At 48.9% G+C, this 20,542-nt stretch carries 16 protein-coding genes, 1 tRNA gene and 1 pseudogene; 10 read left to right on the top strand and 8 right to left on the bottom strand.

Translation table 11 applies throughout. The features are described 5' to 3' along the window. Nucleotides 1–271 precede the first annotated feature (271 nt). Together ACYVI1_RS24705 and ACYVI1_RS24700 are read left to right on the top strand one after the other, a co-directional pair. Nucleotides 272–1,114: a retropepsin-like aspartic protease gene (locus tag ACYVI1_RS24705; protein WP_460913529.1), complete on the top strand. Its 843-nt coding sequence runs from the start codon at nt 272–274 to the stop codon at nt 1,112–1,114. A 662-nt stretch (nt 1,115–1,776) separates the two neighbouring features. Then, on the top strand, nt 1,777–2,598 hold the full coding sequence (locus ACYVI1_RS24700) for an alpha/beta hydrolase (RefSeq protein ID WP_460913528.1): 822 nt from the start codon (nt 1,777–1,779) through the stop codon (nt 2,596–2,598). A 157-nt stretch (nt 2,599–2,755) separates the two neighbouring features. Here the strand turns inward: ACYVI1_RS24700 and ACYVI1_RS24695 are convergent, their stop codons facing one another. The 7 genes from ACYVI1_RS24695 to rpoN form a co-directional block, all read right to left on the bottom strand. Next, the gene (locus tag ACYVI1_RS24695) at nt 2,756–3,535 is read right to left on the bottom strand and encodes a hypothetical protein (RefSeq protein ID WP_460913527.1); all 780 of its coding nucleotides are present in this window, start codon (nt 3,533–3,535) and stop codon (nt 2,756–2,758) included. 240 nt (nt 3,536–3,775) lie between these two features. Further along, on the bottom strand, nt 3,776–4,285 hold the full coding sequence (locus tag ACYVI1_RS24690; RefSeq protein WP_460913526.1) for a YcxB family protein: 510 nt from the start codon (nt 4,283–4,285) through the stop codon (nt 3,776–3,778). Between the two features lie 91 nt (nt 4,286–4,376). Then, nucleotides 4,377–4,931: a DUF922 domain-containing protein gene (locus tag ACYVI1_RS24685; RefSeq protein WP_460913524.1), complete on the bottom strand. Its 555-nt coding sequence runs from the start codon at nt 4,929–4,931 to the stop codon at nt 4,377–4,379. 1,036 nt (nt 4,932–5,967) lie between these two features. Continuing rightward, a tRNA-Arg gene (locus ACYVI1_RS24680) sits at nt 5,968–6,041 on the bottom strand. Between the two features lie 69 nt (nt 6,042–6,110). Continuing rightward, nucleotides 6,111–6,908, bottom strand: coding sequence for an enoyl-CoA hydratase/isomerase family protein (locus ACYVI1_RS24675; protein WP_460913523.1), 798 nt, complete (start codon nt 6,906–6,908; stop codon nt 6,111–6,113). Between the two features lie 72 nt (nt 6,909–6,980). Then, entirely contained in the window at nt 6,981–7,619 is a 639-nt protein-coding gene (locus ACYVI1_RS24670; RefSeq protein ID WP_460913522.1) for a hypothetical protein, read from the bottom strand. An 82-nt stretch (nt 7,620–7,701) separates the two neighbouring features. Then, nucleotides 7,702–9,150, bottom strand: coding sequence for an RNA polymerase factor sigma-54 (gene rpoN / locus ACYVI1_RS24665; protein WP_460913521.1), 1,449 nt, complete (start codon nt 9,148–9,150; stop codon nt 7,702–7,704). A gap of 156 nt (nt 9,151–9,306) precedes the next feature. On the opposite strand from rpoN, the gene ACYVI1_RS24660 reads away from it, so the two are divergent. After that, a complete protein-coding gene (locus ACYVI1_RS24660; RefSeq protein ID WP_460913520.1) occupies nt 9,307–10,827 on the top strand; it encodes a nicotinate phosphoribosyltransferase in 1,521 nt (506 codons plus the stop codon). Between the two features lie 11 nt (nt 10,828–10,838). Here ACYVI1_RS24660 and ACYVI1_RS24655 read toward each other — a convergent pair whose 3' ends face one another. After that, entirely contained in the window at nt 10,839–11,255 is a 417-nt protein-coding gene (locus tag ACYVI1_RS24655) for a putative toxin-antitoxin system toxin component, PIN family (protein WP_460913518.1), read from the bottom strand. 265 nt (nt 11,256–11,520) lie between these two features. On the opposite strand from ACYVI1_RS24655, the pseudogene ACYVI1_RS24650 reads away from it, so the two are divergent. The 7 genes and pseudogenes from ACYVI1_RS24650 to ACYVI1_RS24620 form a co-directional block, all read left to right on the top strand. Continuing rightward, nucleotides 11,521–11,640 (top strand): annotated as a pseudogene (locus ACYVI1_RS24650) (hypothetical protein); the annotation flags it as partial. A gap of 185 nt (nt 11,641–11,825) precedes the next feature. Next, on the top strand, nt 11,826–12,557 hold the full coding sequence (locus ACYVI1_RS24645) for an HAD family hydrolase (protein ID WP_460913516.1): 732 nt from the start codon (nt 11,826–11,828) through the stop codon (nt 12,555–12,557). Between the two features lie 61 nt (nt 12,558–12,618). After that, nucleotides 12,619–13,767, top strand: a complete 1,149-nt coding sequence (locus tag ACYVI1_RS24640; RefSeq protein ID WP_460913514.1) for a TIGR03364 family FAD-dependent oxidoreductase — start codon at nt 12,619–12,621, stop codon at nt 13,765–13,767. Between the two features lie 159 nt (nt 13,768–13,926). Then, entirely contained in the window at nt 13,927–17,157 is a 3,231-nt protein-coding gene (locus tag ACYVI1_RS24635) for a SusC/RagA family TonB-linked outer membrane protein (RefSeq protein WP_460913513.1), read from the top strand. 84 nt (nt 17,158–17,241) lie between these two features. After that, entirely contained in the window at nt 17,242–18,837 is a 1,596-nt protein-coding gene (locus ACYVI1_RS24630; protein ID WP_460913511.1) for a SusD/RagB family nutrient-binding outer membrane lipoprotein, read from the top strand. Nucleotides 18,838–18,894: 57 nt separating this feature from the next. After that, complete coding sequence (locus ACYVI1_RS24625) at nt 18,895–19,812, top strand: metallophosphoesterase family protein (protein WP_460913510.1); 918 nt, start codon at nt 18,895–18,897, stop codon at nt 19,810–19,812. A 45-nt stretch (nt 19,813–19,857) separates the two neighbouring features. Further along, nucleotides 19,858–20,424, top strand: a complete 567-nt coding sequence (locus ACYVI1_RS24620) for an HD domain-containing protein (RefSeq protein ID WP_460913509.1) — start codon at nt 19,858–19,860, stop codon at nt 20,422–20,424. The last annotated feature ends 118 nt before the right edge of the window (nt 20,425–20,542 follow it).

The raw sequence follows: 20,542 nt of genomic DNA, 5'->3' as shown, positions 1-20,542 counted from the left end.
TTTCGCTAAGTAAGGTAATAAGAGTAATTGACGTAGTAGGTGATCCAGGTCTAAAAAAAGTGTTTATGGTGGTTTTATGAGCTAAACCGGAATTTCAGTCGCCAAATTTTCATGTGTTCTCAGCCATTCGTAACCTATCTTGCCGACACAATAACGGCAGGCCTTGTTTTTTTACCCTGTTACGCAGACAAGGCACCGGCAGCGTTAGCCGTTACTCAGGCAGCGAACGTTCCTTCGGCATTAACCAGCCAAATTAGTTAATCGACTTCCTATGCTTCCCAATCCTGTAGGCGTATTTATCAAACGCGCTTTTGTGTTCGCTTGCCTGGTTAGCTATGCAGCCGCCGGCCAGAAAATCGATCAACAAATCCCGATTGTTATCAGTGAAAATCAGATCTATGTCCAGGTGCAGGTCAATGGACACGGGCCGTATAATTTCATGCTCGATTCAGACGTTTCCGGACCCGGACGCATTGATAAGCGGTTAGCCAAAGAGCTTGGCTTAAACATAGTAGGCTTTGAGGAAAACTCGGATGGCCCTCACCGTGAGCGGGGGTTCCTGATTGGCGTTGCTAAGCTTAGCGTTGGGCAGATCACACAGTCAAATCTTAAGTTGAGAGTAGCCGATTATAATGTTGCTCCCAAACAACTACCAATTGATGGAATACTTGGCCGGGATTTCTTCTACAGCTACCTCTTAACCATTGATGGTCCTGGCCGTCGGTTGATCGTGTCGCGGGCTAACTTAGATGCCCAGGCAAGGGGAGTGCTTCAGTACACAAACGCCTTTAGGGTCTTGGGCAAAGTTGGTTTAAGCTCCCTGACATTCAATCTGGATACAGGCTCGGCGCTATCCCTGCTTTTTCCGACAGCCTCACTGGCGGGCCTTGAGTATACCAACACACCGAACCAACGAGTAGTTACTCCGGCAACTCCACCCTTTGTACTACAGGAAGCGGTGGTTCATGATGAACTTGTGCTGGGCGACGTTAGGGTAAAAGGGCAGAAACTGTATTATTCGGACAAGGCCCATCAAATCAATGTGGGAGTAGCCTTCCTAAAAGACCATATTGTCAGCTTCGATCAGCAAAAGAAATTGATCAAAATAGAATAGGAAGCGGACTTACCCGATACCTGCGCTTTATTCATCTTGTCAAATCGACGGGCCTGTCGGCCGACGGAAAGAAGTTCCACCCAATGGTTAAATGGCACTTAATCCATGAAACCACAGGCAAACAAAACAGCCACTTATAGTTTAGTTTAAGTGGCTGATAATCAATGTGCGCTCGTAGGGACTTCGAAAAGATCCTGATAATCAATTATTTATATGTGTATAAATGGGTTGTAAGATTGTAACAAAAGGTTGTGTATTTTGTAATAATAAAAAAAGTTAACATATAGGAGATTATACAACGTCTAAATCTTTGTCAATCATGAAAATTAATTATTTAGGCCTACTTACGCTTAGCCTCGTATGTGTGATTATGATTGCTGTGACTGGTAATTATATATTTGCTCTCCCGGCTGACATTTTCGTTTTAGTAGCTATTTGGCAACGTCGTAGAGTAAATCAATGACTGCTTAAGCTTGAGCACTTTTGTTCGTGCTTAGTAAGACGAATTTCCCCGAATTGATCACTTCTCAATGTCCACAACGCCTATATCTACACTACCAGGCTAGCATATTTGCACTTATATAACAGCAAAATTTAACGTTTATTAATTGACCAATTATCTTCTAACACATTAGTTTTGAGCCTATTCAACTCGTGGTAGGATGTCAGCCAAAAGAATAGGAACTAGGTGGCTCTGGGTAGGGCTTTTGATAACTTTGCTGTGTTATGTTGGTATCTATCTAATACTTTATGCGGGTAAAGATCAGCAGACTGCCCGGTATAGGTCAACACCACTAACGAGTGATTTTAAGTACAACTTTTCACAAAATATAGAAGAACTGAATCTTCAAACTCCACGAGCCGGCCTACTGAACGCTTTACTTTTCAAGGCACCGAGAGCAAAAGGAGTAGTTTGTTTCTGGAAAGGCAATGGGGGAACATTAGCCAATTGGGGGGCAATGGCCCCAACCTTTCTGCAATTTGGTTATGACGTATTAGTAACTGATTATCGGCAACACGGAAAAAGTAAAGGAACCATCAGCTTAGCCAATTTCTATAGTGATGCCCAAACGGTTTACGATTCATTAAAGCATCGGTATCGAGAAGCCGATATTGTCGTTTGCGGCTACTCGCTGGGAGGCCGGGTGGCGGCTCATTTAGCATCTACTAATCGACCAAAATTCACCCTACTGATTGATCCAGCCTCAGCCGGTGGTGACTTTAGCGACCGATTTACTGATATACTTTATTACCCATTTCCCTCTGTGAATGGATTTGTCTTTCCCACCGAAGAGGATATACATAAAGCCCCAAGTCCCGTTGTTGTTGTTAGCACAGATAATCCAAACAGTACAGCTTATAAACTAAAATCATATTTAGGCTCTAACGACCAATTTGTGGCCATAGCAGAGTCAACCCACGAAACCATTTTAACCCATTCTCAAACAACGCAACTCATTAAAAAACTACTCTCGTATCCTTAATCTGTAATCCATTAACATTGTACGAAATCAGTACTGATTCCAGTGGTTTTCTTAACACACTTCTAACTTCATTCACATAGCATAAGAAGTGTTATTCAACAGGCCCATGAATAATTTTACTTATAGCCTGTTGTGGAAAGAAGCTCAAAATTAAATTTTACCAGGGATTTAGTGGGAACGTCAGAGCCACATAAGCTGAGCCTGCTCGGTTGCGAAAACGCTCATTGTTAGCGACTTGATCCCGATTGCTAAGAGCCATTTCGGTGGTCAACCATTGATACCCTACTTTTAAAGCAACATTAGCCCTCAGGTAAACACGCGCATATAGCTCAGTGGTTAACATGCCTCGATCATGATCGCCCAAAAGCCTCACATTGAATCGTGTGGGCGATGCTGGCTGAAAGGCATCTTGCCCCTGAAAGGGCTTTTGTATGGTTTGATCCAGGGAATCGGTTTGATTGAAAAGACCAGTAGATGAATAGACCCTACCAACTCGGGAACGGCCCAAAAACGTTAAGCCAAGCAAGTCTACGCTGGCTCCTAGCTGAAATCTACCCAAATTCCACTCGGCCCGAATGCCTAAATTTAGTGACGTCTGTGACAGACGCCCGAAGCTGACGGTGTCAATAGTCTCCACACGAGTCAGCCGAGCGGGCGCGGTATAGTAGTCCACCTCACTGCCATAGAAGGCGCTTACTCGTGCCGTCCAGCCAACAAAAACAGTCTTGCTTCTGGTAAGACTGGTGAGTTCATAATAAACCAGGCTTGGGTTGAGGTAATTTCTCTTGAATGCAACCCCTAAATCGAAACCACCACTCAGTCCCCTCCGAACCGCAAGGCTTGGTTGTTCAACGATTGATTGACTTTGTGCCTGGCCAGCTATAAATATTAATAGGGCTAGTAAGAGTGGTTTTATCTGAAGGGTACAACTTGGCATTGCAGCGTAGCAGTTTTAATTCCGTTCAACAGTAAAGTATCTGCTGGTTACAAGGTTACTCTAAGAACGAGCACTATTGACCTATGAAAAGGTAAAGTACAATAAATAGACAGTCAAAATATTGGCCAATCATTGTATTTTTTTAGTGTTAGTTGTAACTAATTTTATGTTATGTGAAATTAGTTATATAGTCAAAATGATTCAAAATAAGTCAATAACGAATTAATCATATCGTGCATACTACTCTTTGAACGTTGCTCGGAGGTTTTGCACAGATCTTATTATGGTTTTAAAACGCTCAAACTGGTCTTCCGAAAAAGCCCGTTTAGGTAATGTATGTGCGCTTCCATATTCTGTCACCCGTAGCAAAACAAAGTCGCTTACCTCTTTCACGTCATACAGTTTATTGTAGTCCATACGGGTCAAGAAACTGTCTCCGGTAAGCTGATAGCTTTTTTCATTAAAACTATAAGTAACCTGCTCAGTAATTTGAGCCTTTGATTTTATATATTTTTTAGCCACAAGCTTACTACTAATCTCTACTATAAATGTTAGGTATAATCCACATATTAAAAAGGTGATAGCGAGTATAGCCGTATTAGCTATATCACTGGACAAGAGTAATAAAGCAGATATAACCGAAATGATGCCTATAAGCCTATATACTCTCATAATGGAGCGGCTGCGAGCAATCGCAACTGATGCCTTGTAGAGTTCTGATTTTGTGAATTTAAATGTAATTTCAATCATAAAGTCGGTTGATCTTTGTGTTGCATAAGTGGCACTATGCTAAGCTATACCCAGCAATAAAGCTAGAATTAAAACACTCTTGTAAACAAATTCATAGCTCTAAAAGCAAATCATTAAGTTTTTGACTCCACTTTTTCTGTTCAGATTTGTTGAGAGAATGATTGGTTTCTTCATCATACTGTAGACCCATGAGCTTTGCGTTGGTTAGATGGAGCTGGAAGACTAAATTTATTTTCTCCCTATAGGTGTCTTTCAGTAAGACTGTTGATAAGATAGCCTTTTTGAACTTTAATGCATGTATCCGGGCAATATCAAAATGGCCTTGTTCATGAGCTAAGAGTTCATCGCTTCGCTGAGTCGGTTTTACCCAAGAGTTACCTCTTAACCGGGTAGACACCTGCAAATTAAGGCTGACCTCGCTTCCTCTTATGGAAATTACTTTGTAGGTATAAACAATCTGGTAATGAGTCGTAGCAGCATATGTCGAAGTGGGATCGACAGGACCACTAAAATCCTCCCATTTCAATTTTCCATTCGCAATTATCTTGCTGGTATACTCTGGTTGCACCTGACTAAGTAAAGGGCTAAAAGCTGTTGGAAGGAGCAACAGTATAAATTTGCTTTTGAGCCAACGTGGTAAAATCATAGGTATTTGGCTATGAATTTCCGTTGATGTTTACTACAAGCTTAATGGCAAAGCTGATGGACTTGCTGTGCTATAATCCTCTACTATGTTAACTACGGCACAATTTAGGATAAAAACAGTTTATGTCTGTCATTAAGTCGGACACTTAATGGAGTAATCTATAGTCTTCTCATGAACCACTGATGTTTGTTTGAGATGACCATTTACAATGACAGTAGGCTTCTCTCCTCTCCGGACGACACTGCTCATTTAAGCTCATAATCAGCTAATTAGCTTATCATGTTAGGGTAAGGTATCAAAAGGGTATCAAATTGATATATTGTGTAGATTTGTCAAAAAGGAATAAATGTAATTGGGTAAGATGAAATAGCCAGCGGTTTGAGCTTAGTTAATAGATTATACCTGCCTAATTCTAAGCCATCTTGGATCAGTACGAGATTGTACAAACCTCACCATTAATTGCTCTCGTTTACTGGAGTGATTTTGATATTGACCAAACTGATATAACCCTGATGCGGCAGTTTGTCTATTACCATAAAAATAGTTGAAATTATAATGGTTATTAACCTTTAATAAGTGTGTAAAGTCTCGTTGGCGTAAACCATCGACGCTGAACGGGTTTACTTCTTTTTCGTGTACTTAATGTCTTGAAGTTCCTCTGACCAGTAACAAGATCCACCAATATTGATTGGGGTTACTTTCGTCCTACGCTTAATGTCGACCATCTTTCCATCCGTGAATTTGGGGCCGAATTCGTACCATTCTTCCCCCACTGTCGCGTAAAACAGCACTACTCCGTGTATATCACTTAGCCTAATCCGACGAATAGCAGGCTTATCGAGTAATGATTTCCTTACATCTTGTTCCAAATACCCGTCTTCAGTAATGTACATGTCTGTCATCAAATTCACTAACGATTTCGTTTAAAGACTTCATGGGCGAGTCGTGCACGGTCGTCAGGGTGTGGTTAACTATACCTAAAAACTAAAAGGCCTTACAAATCAGGGATTTATAAGGCCTTTCCAGGAAATCAATGTGCACTCGTAGGGATTCGAACCCCAAACCTCCTGATCCGTAGTCAGGTGCTCTATCCAATTGAGCTACGAATGCGAATAACTCCGTTTCCCAATCCATTAAATTGGGAGTGCAAAAGTAGGGAGAAAAACCGGTCCTGTCAATTTATTTCCCCGAAAAATTTGCTTTGCGCTTCATCAGAAAGGCGCCAATGCCCTCGGCCGCATCGGTCGAGCGACCCAATGCGTCCTGATTATCAGCTTCCTGGTCAAGCTGATGGTCAAGATCAGAATTCAGCGATTGGTTCAGCACCTGTTTCATGGTTCCAATGGCGCGGGTAGGAGCCGCAGCGTAATACGAGACCACGCTATCGACAGCAGCATCCAGATCAGCCGCCGGAACCGACCGGCTCACCAAACCCAATTGAGCCGCTTCGGGGCCGTACACGCGCCGACCCGTACTGCATAACTCGAATGCCCGTTGTGGACCAATGAGCCGGGGCAGAAAAAACGTCGAGCCAGCGTCTGGCATCAGGCCAATGTTCACAAAAATCTGACTGAAATAAGCCTCGTCGGCGCATATGACCACGTCGCAGGCGAGGGCCAGCGAACAACCGGCACCCGCAGCAACGCCATTGATTCGACCGACAACCGGCTTAGGCAGGTTGCGAATGGCCCGAATCATGGGATGGTAGGTAGTCCGCAGCGACTCGCCCAGGTTCAGCGTTCCATCCGCCGACAGGCCCGCAGCTACACCTTCTTTCAAATCAGCCCCGGAGCAAAATGCTTTGTCGCCCGCACCGGTAATGACTACCACCCGCACCCGCTCGTCGGTTCCGGCGGCTTCAATGGCGGTTGTAATGTCGCGAATCAGGCCGGGGCTTAGGGCATTGTATACCTGCGGGCGGTTGAGGGTGATGCGGCAAATGGCATTCGTAACCTCGTAGAGAAGATTGTTGTACATAGAAAATAAGTTTCAGGTTTCAGGTTATGAGTCCGCCGGAAGAATCTTGTCTGACTGGAACCTGAAACTAAATTAAACGAACCAAAACACCGCCATCATGCTCACGCTAAGGCCCAGGGCCAGACCTACCCCAATCTGGGCGGGCGTATGGGCGTTGAGCTTCAGCCGGGCACTGGCCACTAACCCGGTGAGCAGCACCAGGATGAGCAGTGGCGTAAATAACTCAGTTATGCTGAATTTGAGCAGTAAGCTGGCAATAACACCCACAACACCGCCAATGCCGACACTGTGCGCGCTGATTTGCCAGGACAGGCTGATGAACCCCACGAGGAGAATGGAAACGGCAATGCTGGCAAGAAGTAGGCCAATCTCAGGCGCAATGGTCGAAACACCTTCCATCCGGAATCGGAACAGATAAGCCAGAAACGTATAAACCAACGCCGTCAGGAAATACGGCAAACGCCGGTCGGCGAGGGTCTCTAACTGCAAACTGCGAACGTAGCCAATGCGAACGAGGTAATAAATCAGCAGCGCCGGTACGCCAAAGGTGCCAATGAAGATCAGCGCCAGCAGACTAAACCGCAGTGAAGCGGAAAAGGCATCCATCCCCACCACAGCCGGTACCTGAAATAGCAATAGGCCGAACAGCAGCGTCGGCATCAGCAGTGGATGGAAAGCAACGGAAAGAAAGCGGGCAAGCCTGGTAGTCAATGGAGAATGAATAATGGAGAATGAACACTGGTGCAAAAGTACGTTGCGACATTATGCATTGTACATTCTCCATTATTCATTTTTAAAGTTGCTTCCTCAGCCTTGCCACCGGAATGTTAAGTTGTTCGCGGTATTTAGCTACCGTTCGGCGGGCGATGTTGTAGCCCCGGTCGTTAAGGATTTTTTCGAGCTTATCGTCCGACAGCGGGTGAAGCTTGGGTTCGGCGTCAATCAAATCCCGCAGAATATTTTTCACTTCGCGGCTGCTGACATCCTCGCCGGTGTCGGTCGAAATTCCTTCCGAGAAGAAGTACTTTAATGGGTAAATGCCGAATTCAGTTTGTACGGCCTTGCTGTTGGCCACCCGCGACACGGTCGACACGTCCATATCGATCAGCATGGCAATGTCCTTTAAAATCATGGGCCGCAGCCGCGACTCATCGCCCGACAGGAAGAAATCGTACTGAAACCGAACGATGGCGTTCATGGTTTTGAGCAGCGTTTGCTGGCGTTGCTTAATGGCGTCGATAAACCACTTGGCCGCATCTAATTTCTGCTTCACGAACGAGACCGTTTCTTTCAACCCCTTATTTTGTTTTTTGCTCTTGTCGTAGGTGTCGAGCATATCGGCAAACGACCGGCTAATCCGCAATTCGGGGGCGTTTTTCGAGTTGAGCATTAGCTCGAGTTTGCCGCTGCTGTTGGTCAGAATGAAATCGGGAACCAGATACTGGGCTGTGTTCGACTCCCCATCAATGGAGCCGGGCTTGGGATTTAGCTTGATAATGACATCGATGACTTTCTTCAGCGACGCGTCGCTGATGTTGAGTCGTCGCTGAATTTTATCGTAGTGTTTTTTGGAAAACTCATCGAAGAACTCCTCAATAATGCGAATCGCCAGGATGTTGTAGGGGTCGGACGCATCTTTCCGGCGAAGTTGCAGAATTAAGCACTCCTGCAGGGTGCGGGCGCCAATGCCCGGCGGGTCGAATGACTGGATTTTATGGAGAATTTCCTCAACCTCTTCGGCGTCTGTAAACACATTCTGGGCGAAGGCTAAATCGTTCACAATCGCCTGCAACGATCGTCGAATGTACCCATCGGCCTCAATACTGCCAATAAGTTGCAGGCCAACAAGCCGCTGTGTTTCGGTTAAATTCAGGTAGCCAAACTGTTGCATCAGCGCATCGGTCAGGCTCGAACCCGTCGCTAAGGGCATGTCGCGGTCATCGTCGCTGTAGTTGCCATCCCCCTGCATTTTATACCCGGCATAATCTTCATCCTGAATGTAGCTGTCGATGTCTAAGTCATCGTCGCGCTCTTTGTAGTCCTCCACCTCATCAAACGAATCGTCTTCCTCCTTTTGGTCGTACTCCTCGTCCATGCCTTCTTCCAGCGCGGGGTTTATTTCCAGTTCTTCTTCAATACGAGTATCTAACTCGGCGGTCGGAATCTGGAGCAGCTTGATGAACTGTATTTGCTGCGGAGATAGCTTCTGCTGAAGGGATTGGGACAGGCTTAACTTCTGCATGGTGGGCGGGCTATGGGCTATAGAATTTAGTCGATATGTCGAGAAGTTGAGGCTGTTCAAAACAGCCCCTTACAATTATCAGACCAAAATAGTCAGTTTTTTGTTTTTGTTCACATAAATTTTCTGTGAAGTCTTCATGTACTACCTTCGTAAACCATGACGAACAAGCTGTACGACACCTCTCTGAGCCTGCTGACGGACCTTTATCAACTAACAATGGCCTATGGCTACTGGAAATCCCAAACGGCTGAGAAAGAAGCAGTTTTTAATCTGTATTTCCGTAAAAACCCCTTCAACGGTGGTTTCACCATTGCCTGCGGGCTGGCCAATGTGATTGGCTACATCGAAAACTTCAGGTACTCAAAAAAAGATCTCCGTTACCTCAGTACCCTAACCGGCAACGATGGCCAGCCTCTGTTTGACGAAGCTTTTCTGGCCTATCTGGCAGACCTGAAACTTACCTGCGACATCGAGGCTATTCCGGAAGGGACAGTGGTTTTCCCCAACGAGCCATTAGTGCGGGTGCGCGGGCCTATTTTGCAGTGCCAGCTCCTTGAAACAACCCTGCTCAACCTGATCAATTTTGAATCGCTGATTGCCACCAAAGCGGCCCGGCTGCGGTTGGTGGTTGAAACCGATACGCTGCTGGAGTTTGGTCTGCGCCGGGCGCAGGGGGTCGATGGCGGCATGACAGCCAGCCGGGCGGCCTACATTGGGGGGTGCGATGCTACCTCCAATGTGCTGGCCGGGAAACTCTATGGCATTCCCGTTCGGGGAACGCACGCCCATAGCTGGGTTATGTCATTTGCCGACGAACAACTGGCCTTCGATACCTACGCCGAGGTGCTGCCCAACAACGTAACACTGCTGGTCGATACCTACGATACGCTGGAGGGCGTTCGGCATGCCATCGAAACCGGGCGGAAATTAGAACAGCGCGGTCATAAATTAGTGAGCATTCGGCTCGACTCAGGCGATCTGGCTTATCTGAGCATCGAAGCCCGTAAGTTGCTGGATATGGCTGGTTTTACGGATACCGCCATTATCGCCAGCAACGACCTCGACGAAACCATCATTAACAGTCTCAAGCAGCAGGGAGCCAAAATCACCATCTGGGGCGTAGGCACAAAACTCGTCACCGCGTTTGATCAACCTGCCCTGGGGGGCGTTTATAAACTGGCCGCCCTCCGCAACGACGAGTCAGAGCCGTGGGATTATAAGATGAAACTCTCGGAACAGGCCATTAAAATTTCGACACCCGGTATTCAGCAGGTGCGCCGTTTCCGCGACGAGCAGGGCTTTCTGGCCGACATGATTTACGATCAGGAAATGAGTGGGCCTCAGCAGCCATTAGGTCAGAACGGCTCGGTTCACCAGTCGCCGGGCGTTGGTCCAACAACGATGATTGATCCGCTGGATTTTACCAAACGCCGTCGGTTCGATGCTGGTCAGCCTTACGAAGACTTGTTAGTGCCTGTTTTCCAGCGGGGTAACTGTGTGTATTCGGTACCTGATATTCATGCGGTACGGGCGCGGGTGCAGGAGCAGTTAGCCAGTCTGCAGCCGGGGGTGAAGCGCTTTGTGAACCCGCATACTTACCCGGTGGGCCTGGAAAAGAACCTGCACGACTTGAAAACCGAACTGATCATCAAACTGCGCGAAGGTGTTTCGCAATAGGGTATAAAAAATTAAGACTGATTTGTGAGCAGCTCCTTAAATGTTACTAAATCGATTACGTTGATCTGCGGGAAATCGACTTTTCGCAGAAGATTAAAGTGGTTATCATGAGTGACAAGACAAGTTGCATTGGCGGCAATGGTGCAGTCAACAAATTTGTCGTCGTCAGGGTCGGCAACAATAAGGTGCCAACGGTAGTAACGAGTTATTGGCTCTACGTTCGGTAAATAATCGAGCATCTCCATTACCGAGTTAGCGGTACCCGAATTCATTTTTTGAGCGATGATTTCCTCGTATTCATGTAAAATATCTGTCGTAACAGCCAATGTATAATCACCAGCTATTAGTTGCTCAAATAACCAATGAGACGATGAGCGCCGGGAGACAGATACCCAAAAAATATTGGTATCGATGACGGCTCTGATCATGTTGACGGTGTACGCTGATGTTCGTTCATCATTCTAACTGCGTCCTCGTCGGTCCATTGATTCTGGTCCCAAACTTCATCGGCAAGGTTCATTGCCTTTTCGGCAAAATAGTTTGCTAAGAATCTACGAATAGCCAACAGGTCCTCGTCGGATACAGGTCTGGAAAAAACGTTTAAGAGTTCTAATTGCAGATTACTAAGCGGTTGCATAAACGTTTGTGTTTTTTGCAAAAATAATCATTTTTGGGCCTGGATAGTATAAAAGCCTGCAGCCGGGGGTGAAGCGCTTTGTGAACCCGCATACTTACCCGGTGGGCCTGGAAAAGAACCTGCACGACTTGAAAACCGAACTGATCATCAAACTGCGCGAAGGTGTTTCGCAATAAGCGGTTACTCAATTTCTTATTTTCTTAACATCTGGTTAATCGACTGTATCAAAATAATCGGTTGTTTTACAGCCCATTGATTATGTATGATATAGGATATTGGATGTATGAATCCTGTCCGTAATCATGCATCCAATATCCTATATCATACATAACAGCGCGGGAAGCCCCGTCATCATTTGTTTATGCCGGTTGAATTAGTGGTTTTTGACATGGCCGGTACAACCGTAACCGACCACCATGAAGTAGAGCGGTGTTTTGCCGAAGCCGCCACCGAAACAGGTCTGTCCGTGACCGACGAGCGGATTCTGGCCATGCAGGGCTTGTCCAAAAGATACGTGTTCGAGACACTCTGGCAGGAGCAGTCAGGCGAAAACAACGCCCGCCTGACTGAGCATGTCGACCTGTCGTATACGACGTTTCGGCGGATACTCGAAAATCATTACCAAACCCACGGCGCAACGCCCACGGAGGGTTGCTTGGAGACGTTTGCCTGGCTTCGGGAGCGGGGCGTTGCCATTGCGCTCACAACGGGTTTTTACCGGGTTGTTGCCGATATTATTCTGGATAAACTTGGCTGGTTAGCCACGCTCAACGAGCAGCGCATGGGCAAACCGGATAGCCTCATTCAATTATCTATTGCCAGCGATGAAGTCGAACGCGGGCGACCCTATCCGAATATGATTGAGCGGGCTATTGAGGTGCTGGGCGTCAGTAGCCCAAAAGCAGTTGTGAACATTGGCGATACCCCGTCCGACCTGCTGTCGGGGCGGGCCGCTGGCGTTGCGCTCAACCTCGGTATCACCAACGGCACCCACTCCCGCGACCAGTTAGATTCGTATCCGCACGATTTACTGCTGAATTCGCTTCGGGAACTGCCCGCCCTCTTAAAATCTCAGGAATTAGTTACTATCTAAGTAGTTTCAGGTTCTGCTGTGAGATGAAACCTGAAACACGGAACCTGGAACTCGAAACCTCATGCCCTCTTACGACCTGATTGTTATTGGCGCGGGTGTGCTTGGCACATTTCATGCCTATCATGCCGCAAAGGCCGGTCAGCAGGTACTGCTGCTCGAAAAAGACCGCTATCCGGTTGGCGCAACGGTGCGGAATTTTGGGCAGGCAGTGCCTTCGGGGCTGGCCGGGCGGTGGTTTGACTACGGGCGTCGGAGTCTGGAAATCTATCGCAGCATTCAGCAGGAAACCGACCTTACCGTGCGGGCCAATGGCACCATCTACATTGCGTCGGATAGTGACGAATGGACATTGGCCAACGAACTCCACGACCACTACCAGCGCATTGGATACCCCTGCGAATTGCTGACCAAAGCGCAGTGTCTAACTAAGTATCCGACGTTGCAACCCAGCTATGTGGTGGGTGGGTTATTTTTCCCGGATGAGTTGAGCGTTGAGCCGGAGCAGATGATTCATCGGCTGATTGCCTACGTTCAGCGCAACTACAAAGTCGATTACCAGCCTGGTTCAGCCGTGATCGACTGCCAGTCCAACTACTCCGGTGCCATTGTAACCCTGGCCAGCCGACAACGATACCAGGCCAGTCGGGTATTGATTTGTAGCGGGCATGAGGTACGGCTGCTGTTCCCGGAGGTGCTGGCCGACGCTGAACTGGTTGTCAGTAAGCTGCAAATGATGCTGGTGGAGCCGGTTGCGGGCGTTTCGTTGCCGGGCAATATCCTGACCGGCCTCACGATTCGCCGGTATGAAGCTTTTCAGGAATGCCCGTCGTATGCTTCTTTGGAGACGCCTATCCAACTGGCCGAACTCAAAAAGTGGGGTATTCACATTTTATTCAAGCAGGCCGTTGATGGGTCGATTATCGTGGGGGATTCGCACGAATACGCCGGGGCAACACAAGCCGAAGACTTAGGCTATCATACGCAGGATTTCATTAACGACCTGATGCTGGCCGAAGCCCGGCGCATTGTTACTTTTCCGTTAACCGTCAGAAAAACCTGGGCGGGTTTTTACAGCCAGACAAAAGCCGAAATTTTCGAGCACAATGTCGATGAGAACATCCGCATCGTCACGGGCATTGGCGGCAAGGGCATGAGTTCGGGTGCGGGATATGCCGAAGCGAGTATCCGGCAGTGGCTGGGTTTTTTGTAGGATAAGACGCAAGGGATTGTGTCTCTGGCACACTACATTATCTTTCTGTAAACAATAGTCAAATCTGTTCATAATTCATTGACAATCAGTCAATATTGGGGTAACGTGCTCCGCGTACTTTTGCAGAAAATTACTCATGAAGTACTAACCTGCAAACGTATGAAGCTTTATTTACTGCCTTCAACGCTCTCCTCCCGTGCTTCGCGCCGATTGTGGCGGTTGACCGTTGTCAGAGCGTTTTTGTTTTGCCTGTTGCCTGGCCTGTCGGCTCTGGCACAAACGATTACGGGCCGGATTGTTTCCGGCGACGATAACCAGCCGTTGCCGGGCGTGTCTATCGTGGTGAAAGGTACAAATGCCGGGACTACCTCCCGCGCCGATGGAACGTATTCGATTAATGCACAGTCGGCCAGCACGCTGACGTTCTCATTTATCGGTTATGCTACCCAGGAGGCCGCTGTTGGTAATCGCACCACGCTGAATGTGACAATGCTGGCGGGCGACCGCACGCTGAACGAAGTCGTTGTCACGGCCCTCGGCATCAAGAAAGATATTCGGCAAACGGGCGTCTCGATTCAGTCGGTCGATGGGGCGCAACTCCTCAAAGCCCGTGAACCAAACGCCGTGAACTCATTAGTTGGTAAAGTAGCTGGTCTGACCATCGGTGCCTCAGCCGAACTGCTGCGTCGGCCCAACATCGTGCTGCGTGGTAATACCGACGTCCTGTTTGTGGTCGATGGGGTGCCCATTAACTCGGATACCTGGAACATCAGTGCCGACGACATTGAAACGTACTCGGTGCTGAAAGGCGCATCGGCGTCGGCTCTATACGGATTCCGGGGCAAGAACGGAGCCATTCTGATTACGACCAAACGCGGCACGAAAGACAAACGCGGCTTTGCCGTGGAGGTCAACACGAGCCAGATGGTTGACAATGGTTTTCTGGCCATTCCGAAAGTACAGGACGAATATGGCCCCGGCGACCATGGTGTTTATGAATTCGTTGATGGCAAAGGGGGCGGCAAAAACGATGGCGACTACGACATCTGGGGGCCCCGTTTCGAGGGTCAACTGCTGCCGCAGTACGATAGTCCGGTCGATCCGGTAACGGGCAAGCGGACTGGCACGCCCTGGGTAGCGCGGGGCAAAGACAACCTCAAGCGATTTTTGCAGCCGGGCATACTCTCTACCAACAACGTGGCCGTATCGGCATCGGGGGAGAAGTATGACCTGCGTTTCTCGGTCTCGCACAACTACCAGCGCGGCCTGGTGCCCAACACGAAGCTGAACAGCACGACCTTTAAAGTGTCGACAGGTTATAATTTCTCGAACCGGCTGCGGTTTGAAGGCGACGTGCAGGTGAACCGTCAGTACACGCCCAACATCCCCGACGTTGATTACGGTCCTAATTCCATGATTTACAACATCGTAATCTGGGGTGGAGCCGACTGGGATGTTGACCAACTCAAAAATTACTGGCAACCGGGCAAAGAAGGTACGCAGCAGATCTACGCCGAATACCAACGCTATAATAACCCCTGGTTTACGGCCAAAGAATGGCTGCGCGGGCACTACAAAACGGACATTGTCGGGCAGACATCGCTCAAATATACCATTGCCGACGGGCTGGACCTGCAACTACGCACGCAGGTGTCGAGCTGGAACCTGCTGCGGACCGAGAAGTTCCCGTACTCAGCCACAAGCTATAGCCGGGAAGAATCGAAAGGCGATTACCGCGAAGACCGCCGGAATTTGCTGGATAACAACACGGATTTATTGCTGAAATACGACAAACGGATTAGCCCGTTGTTGAACGTGAATGCCATTGCCGGGGGCAACATGCGGATTTACAACTACAACTCGAACTATACGACCACCAACTACCTGAACGTACCGGGGGTGTATAACTTCGCCAACTCGCTCAACAACGTCATTGCCTCGAACTACAATGCCGACATGCGCGTATTGTCGGCCTATTATTCGGCTGACTTTACCCTGAAAGATTTCGTGACGCTGTCCACAACGGGCCGGGTGGATAAACTCTCAACCCTGCCGCAGGGGAACAATACGTTCTTCTATCCGTCGGTGGCGTTGAGCACGGTTCTGTCCGATTACCTGCGGCTTCCCCAGGCCATTTCGTTCCTGAAAGTGCGGGCTTCGTATGCCAACGTGAAGGATGGCCTGACCCAATCGACCATCGGCGTACCGTCGTGGCCGCTGGGCTACGGTGAACAGTACCGGTCGTCATACGATGGGCCAACGTACCAGAATTCTGCCGTGTATGGTACGCCCTATACGGTCAACAACACCTCGACGGCTTATTTCACCAACGCGCTCAACAACCCGGATATCAAACCCAACAGTACGTCGCAGGCCGAAGTGGGCCTGGATTTGCGTTTCCTGAATAACCGGCTGGCTTTCGATGCCGCGTATTACATCAGCAATGACGGGCCGCGTATTTTCAGCCTGCCTATCTCCGAAACAACCGGCTATTCGTCGGTATTGGTGAACGGCATCAAAACCCAGAAAAAAGGCGTCGAACTGTCGCTGACGGGGCAGGTGCTCCGCAACCCGAACGGCCTGAACTGGAGCGTACTGGCAAACTGGTCGACCTATAAAGAAGTGTACAAAGAGTTTTATCCGGGTGTAACGGCGCTGAACACGTTCTTCAAAGTTGGGGATCGGACAGACAAGTACTACACCTCCACCTTTGTGCGTTCGCCCGATGGTCAGATTATCAACGACGCGGGTGGCCGGCCCCTTCGGACGGCGGTTTCCCAGTTTGTGGGCAATATCAATCCCGACTGGGTATGGGGCCTGAACAACCGCTTCAGCTACAAAAATCTGACGTTTAGCTTCCAGTTCGACGGACGCGTGGGCGGAGTTATCTCTGACTATGTACAGCAAAAAACCTACGCCGGTGGCCGCATCATCACTACCGTTGAAGGGGATATGGGTGTTGCGCGCGTGAACGACACGAAAGGGATTAAATCCTATCTGGGCGAAGGCGTTCAGGTCAGCAACGGCGCGCAAATCAATTACGATGCGGACGGCTACGTGACCAACTACGCTGAACTTCAGTTTGTGCCAAACACGACGAAGGCCTTCCTGCAGGATTACATTGCCAGACGGTATGGGTTCGACGGGGGTAACATCATTAGCCGCTCGTATGCCAAACTCCGTGAAGTAGTCATTGGCTACACACTGCCTGCCACGACACTGAGCCGCATCGGCATCAAGCAGGTTTCGGTTTCGCTGGTAGGTCGTAACCTGCTTTATTTCGCCGAGAAGAAAGACATCGACATCGACCAGTTTACGGCCAATGGACGTTCGGATTTGCAAACGCCTACCACACGCCGATACGGAATTAACCTGAATCTGACATTTTAATAATCCTCTCACCCCCGGCCCCTCCCGCAACGGCGGTCCGCCGTTGCGGGAGGGGCCGGGGGTGAGGGATAACTACTATCAACCATGAAAATTCATACACTTGTTTTTTTATTCGCTTTTGGGGGCCTGCTGCTCACCAGTTGCGAGAAATCGTTCGATGAACTCGAAAAAGACCCTAACCGGGCCGTAAATGCGCCCGCTTCGCTGGTGCTCAAGGGTATCCTGAACGATATGTATAACAGTGGCGGTAGCCCATCGGGTTTTGCTGGCGTCACCAACGCTCCCTGGGGGCCAGAACAGCGTTATAATCAGTTCTACGCCAGTAATTACGACTACTATGCTACTAACGACTATAACTGGACGACGACGAGCCTGAATTTTTTCACGCTGAAAGACGTCCTGAAAATGGAAGAAGAAGCTAAACGGGCGGGCGCTGCCGATGTGAATCCCTACTCCGCATTAGGTAAGTTTTTTCGGGCGTATTTCTACGAAAATATGACCCGGCGCGTGGGTGATATTCCACTGACCGATGCGCTGAAAGATCAGGCCAACCTGGCTCCCAAATACGATACGCAGAAAGCCGTTTACGTGCAGATTCTGAAATGGCTCGACGAGGCAAATACCGATATGGCGGCCATCATTACCAAAGGCGACAACACCCTGAACGGCGATTTTTATTTCAATAATAATCTGCGGCAATGGCAGAAGGTTGTAAACGCCTATCGCCTGCGGGTGCTCATTAGCCTGAGTAAGAAAGAGGGAGATACCGAGTTAGGTATCAAACAGAAGTTTGCCGACATGATCGGGAATGTAACGAAGTATCCCTTACTGACGGGTATGAGCGATAACCTTCAGTTTATCCATAACAGCACACAGAGCAAATACCCGCGCAACCAGGATAACTTTGGGCAGAACGCTACCCGTGAAAACATGGCCAAAACCTACGTTGATCTGCTGGTAGCGCGCAAAGATCCGCGCGTATTTGTCGTCGCTGAACCGGCATCGGCCAAGTTAGCCGCCGGTCTGAAACCAACAGATTATGCGGCCTTTGTGGGTGCTTCATCGGGCGAGGATTTGCAGGATATGGCCACCAAAGTGCTCAAAGGAGAGTACTCGTTTCAGAACCGGAAACACTACTATACCTCCTACCTGGGCGAACCTGTTTTCATCATCGGGTATCCTGAACTGATGTTCAACATTGCCGAGGGCATTAATCGAGGCTGGGCCACGGGCAACGCCGACGATTTTTACCAGAAAGGCATTGCCGCGTCGATGGGCTTTTACGGCCTTAAAGATGGTGACAATACGGTCACGTTCTCGCGCGATGGTGGCATTGCCAACTTCGATAACTATACCGTTAAAGTGAGCATGAGCGACTATTTGGCGCAGCCTTTGGTAAAATACGCCGGGAACACTGCTACGGGTCTCAACCAGATTCTGACCCAGAAATACATTGCTTTCTTCCAGAATTCGGGTCTGGAAGCGTTCTATAATCAACGCCGGACGGGGGTTCCTACCTTTCTGACGGGTGTGGGCACGGGCAATAGCGGTCGGATTCCAAAACGGTGGCTGTATCCGCAGAACGAACGGACAACCAACGGCGACAATCTCAAAACGGCGCTAACCAGCCAGTATAGTGGCAATGATGATATCAACGCCACCATGTGGATTTTGCAGTAGACCGTCAGACCCAGGCCTATAGGGTGTTTATACCGTATAGGCCTTTTTTGCTTACTCATGAATCGCCGAACACTCCTCAAAACGGCTTCCCTACTGCCAATTGCTGCTGGGGTTGGTACGGTCGCCACGCCAAATCCTGACCGAAAGCGTAATGTGCGTATCGCCTACATCGGCGATACGCACATTACGACCCAGGCAAAGCCGATGGAAAGCATTGCCAAATGCTTCCATCACCTCCAGAATCAGGCCGACAAACCAGCGTTTATCCTGCACGGGGGCGACACGATTATGGACGCGCTGGCGCAGGACCGCGACAAGGTGCAGAAACAGTGGGATGTCTGGCATCAGGTTGTGAAGGCCGACAACTCGCTATCCATTGAGCACTGCATCGGTAATCATGATGTATGGGGGTTCGAGCGTGCCAAAACCGACCCGTTCTACGGCAAGAAATGGGCCATTGAGCAGATGCAGATTAGCAGCCGATATCGCTCGTTTGACCGCAGTGGCTGGCATTTTGTTGTTCTCGACAGCGTTCAGCCGAAAGGAGATGGCAGTTGGTACACGGCTTTCATCGACCCTGAGCAACTGGACTGGCTGAAAGCTGACTTAGCCAGAACAGACCCCAAAACGCCCGTACTGGTGCTTTCGCACGTTCCGATTCTGACGAGCACGGTGTTAGTTTTTGATAAATTGCAGAAAAAAGAGCAGATGGTTATCCCGGATGGGCTAATGCATACGGATGCCGCCGAACTGATTAACTTATTCTACCAGTACCCAAATGTGAAAGTGGCTCTGAGCGGGCATACACACCTGCTCGACCGCGTCGATTATAATGGTGTGGCTTACCTCTGCAGCGGAGCCGTTAGTGGTAACTGGTGGACGAGTGATACCTACCAACAAACCAAAGCCGGGTATGCCCTCCTTGATTTATACGACGATGGTTTTGTTGAGCGAACGTATTTGCAGTATAGTTAAGACCCATGAGGTTTTTGATTCTTTAGTGGGCTACTCAAAACACATATGGAAACAATTACTGCTCTCTTTGCCCAAAGCGGAGACGATGCCTACTTTGGCGAACCGGTAACCCAACTCGAACACGCGCTGCAATGCGCTCTGTTAGCCGAGCAGGCCGGGGCTGATCAGGAAACCATCAGTGCCGCCTTACTCCACGACATTGGGCATCTGCTGCCCCCAGAACTGGCCAATGTCGAATCCACGACGGGATACATGGATGGCTACGGCACCGTCGACCATGAGAAATTAGGGGCCGACTATCTGCGCGAACAGGGTTTTTCGGAGAAAGTAGCGCAACTCATTGAAAATCATGTGAATGCCAAACGCTATCTGGTGTATAAAAACCCCGATTATTTTGCCCGATTATCAGATGCGAGTTTAAAAACACTGGAGTTTCAGGGCGGCCCTATGACGAGGGGCGAAGCGCTGGCGTTCGAAACCAATCCGTATTTTAAAGGTATTCTGCAACTTCGTGGCTGGGATGAGCGGGCCAAAATCCCCGGATTGCCAACCCCCGATTTAGCGCATTATCTGGCAGTCGTTGACAGCATGATGGCCGGGGCTGGCGAGTGATGAATGATGTAGGACAAGTATATCTTTTCTGACAGGATTACCGCCGGGCCGACGTTCGAATGAACAGGCTGTTTGTTCAACTAAAATCCGAACGTCGGCCCGGCGGTAATCCTGTCAG

Source organism: Spirosoma areae (genome assembly GCF_054781775.1).
This window is presented reverse-complemented; position numbering and strand designations above follow the sequence as displayed.

Coding starts and splice junctions, on each gene's coding strand:
- ACYVI1_RS24690 (WP_460913526.1), bottom strand. CDS start 4,285: ATGATTGAAATTACATTTAAATTCACAAAATCAGAACTCTACAAGGCA.
- ACYVI1_RS24630 (WP_460913511.1), top strand. CDS start 17,242: ATGAAAATTCATACACTTGTTTTTTTATTCGCTTTTGGGGGCCTGCTG.
- rpoN (WP_460913521.1), bottom strand. CDS start 9,150: ATGCAGAAGTTAAGCCTGTCCCAATCCCTTCAGCAGAAGCTATCTCCG.
- ACYVI1_RS24645 (WP_460913516.1), top strand. CDS start 11,826: ATGCCGGTTGAATTAGTGGTTTTTGACATGGCCGGTACAACCGTAACC.
- ACYVI1_RS24620 (WP_460913509.1), top strand. CDS start 19,858: ATGGAAACAATTACTGCTCTCTTTGCCCAAAGCGGAGACGATGCCTAC.
- ACYVI1_RS24655 (WP_460913518.1), bottom strand. CDS start 11,255: ATGATCAGAGCCGTCATCGATACCAATATTTTTTGGGTATCTGTCTCC.
- ACYVI1_RS24640 (WP_460913514.1), top strand. CDS start 12,619: ATGCCCTCTTACGACCTGATTGTTATTGGCGCGGGTGTGCTTGGCACA.
- ACYVI1_RS24625 (WP_460913510.1), top strand. CDS start 18,895: ATGAATCGCCGAACACTCCTCAAAACGGCTTCCCTACTGCCAATTGCT.
- ACYVI1_RS24705 (WP_460913529.1), top strand. CDS start 272: ATGCTTCCCAATCCTGTAGGCGTATTTATCAAACGCGCTTTTGTGTTC.
- ACYVI1_RS24635 (WP_460913513.1), top strand. CDS start 13,927: ATGAAGCTTTATTTACTGCCTTCAACGCTCTCCTCCCGTGCTTCGCGC.
- ACYVI1_RS24660 (WP_460913520.1), top strand. CDS start 9,307: ATGACGAACAAGCTGTACGACACCTCTCTGAGCCTGCTGACGGACCTT.
- ACYVI1_RS24700 (WP_460913528.1), top strand. CDS start 1,777: ATGTCAGCCAAAAGAATAGGAACTAGGTGGCTCTGGGTAGGGCTTTTG.
- ACYVI1_RS24695 (WP_460913527.1), bottom strand. CDS start 3,535: ATGCCAAGTTGTACCCTTCAGATAAAACCACTCTTACTAGCCCTATTA.
- ACYVI1_RS24675 (WP_460913523.1), bottom strand. CDS start 6,908: ATGTACAACAATCTTCTCTACGAGGTTACGAATGCCATTTGCCGCATC.
- ACYVI1_RS24685 (WP_460913524.1), bottom strand. CDS start 4,931: ATGATTTTACCACGTTGGCTCAAAAGCAAATTTATACTGTTGCTCCTT.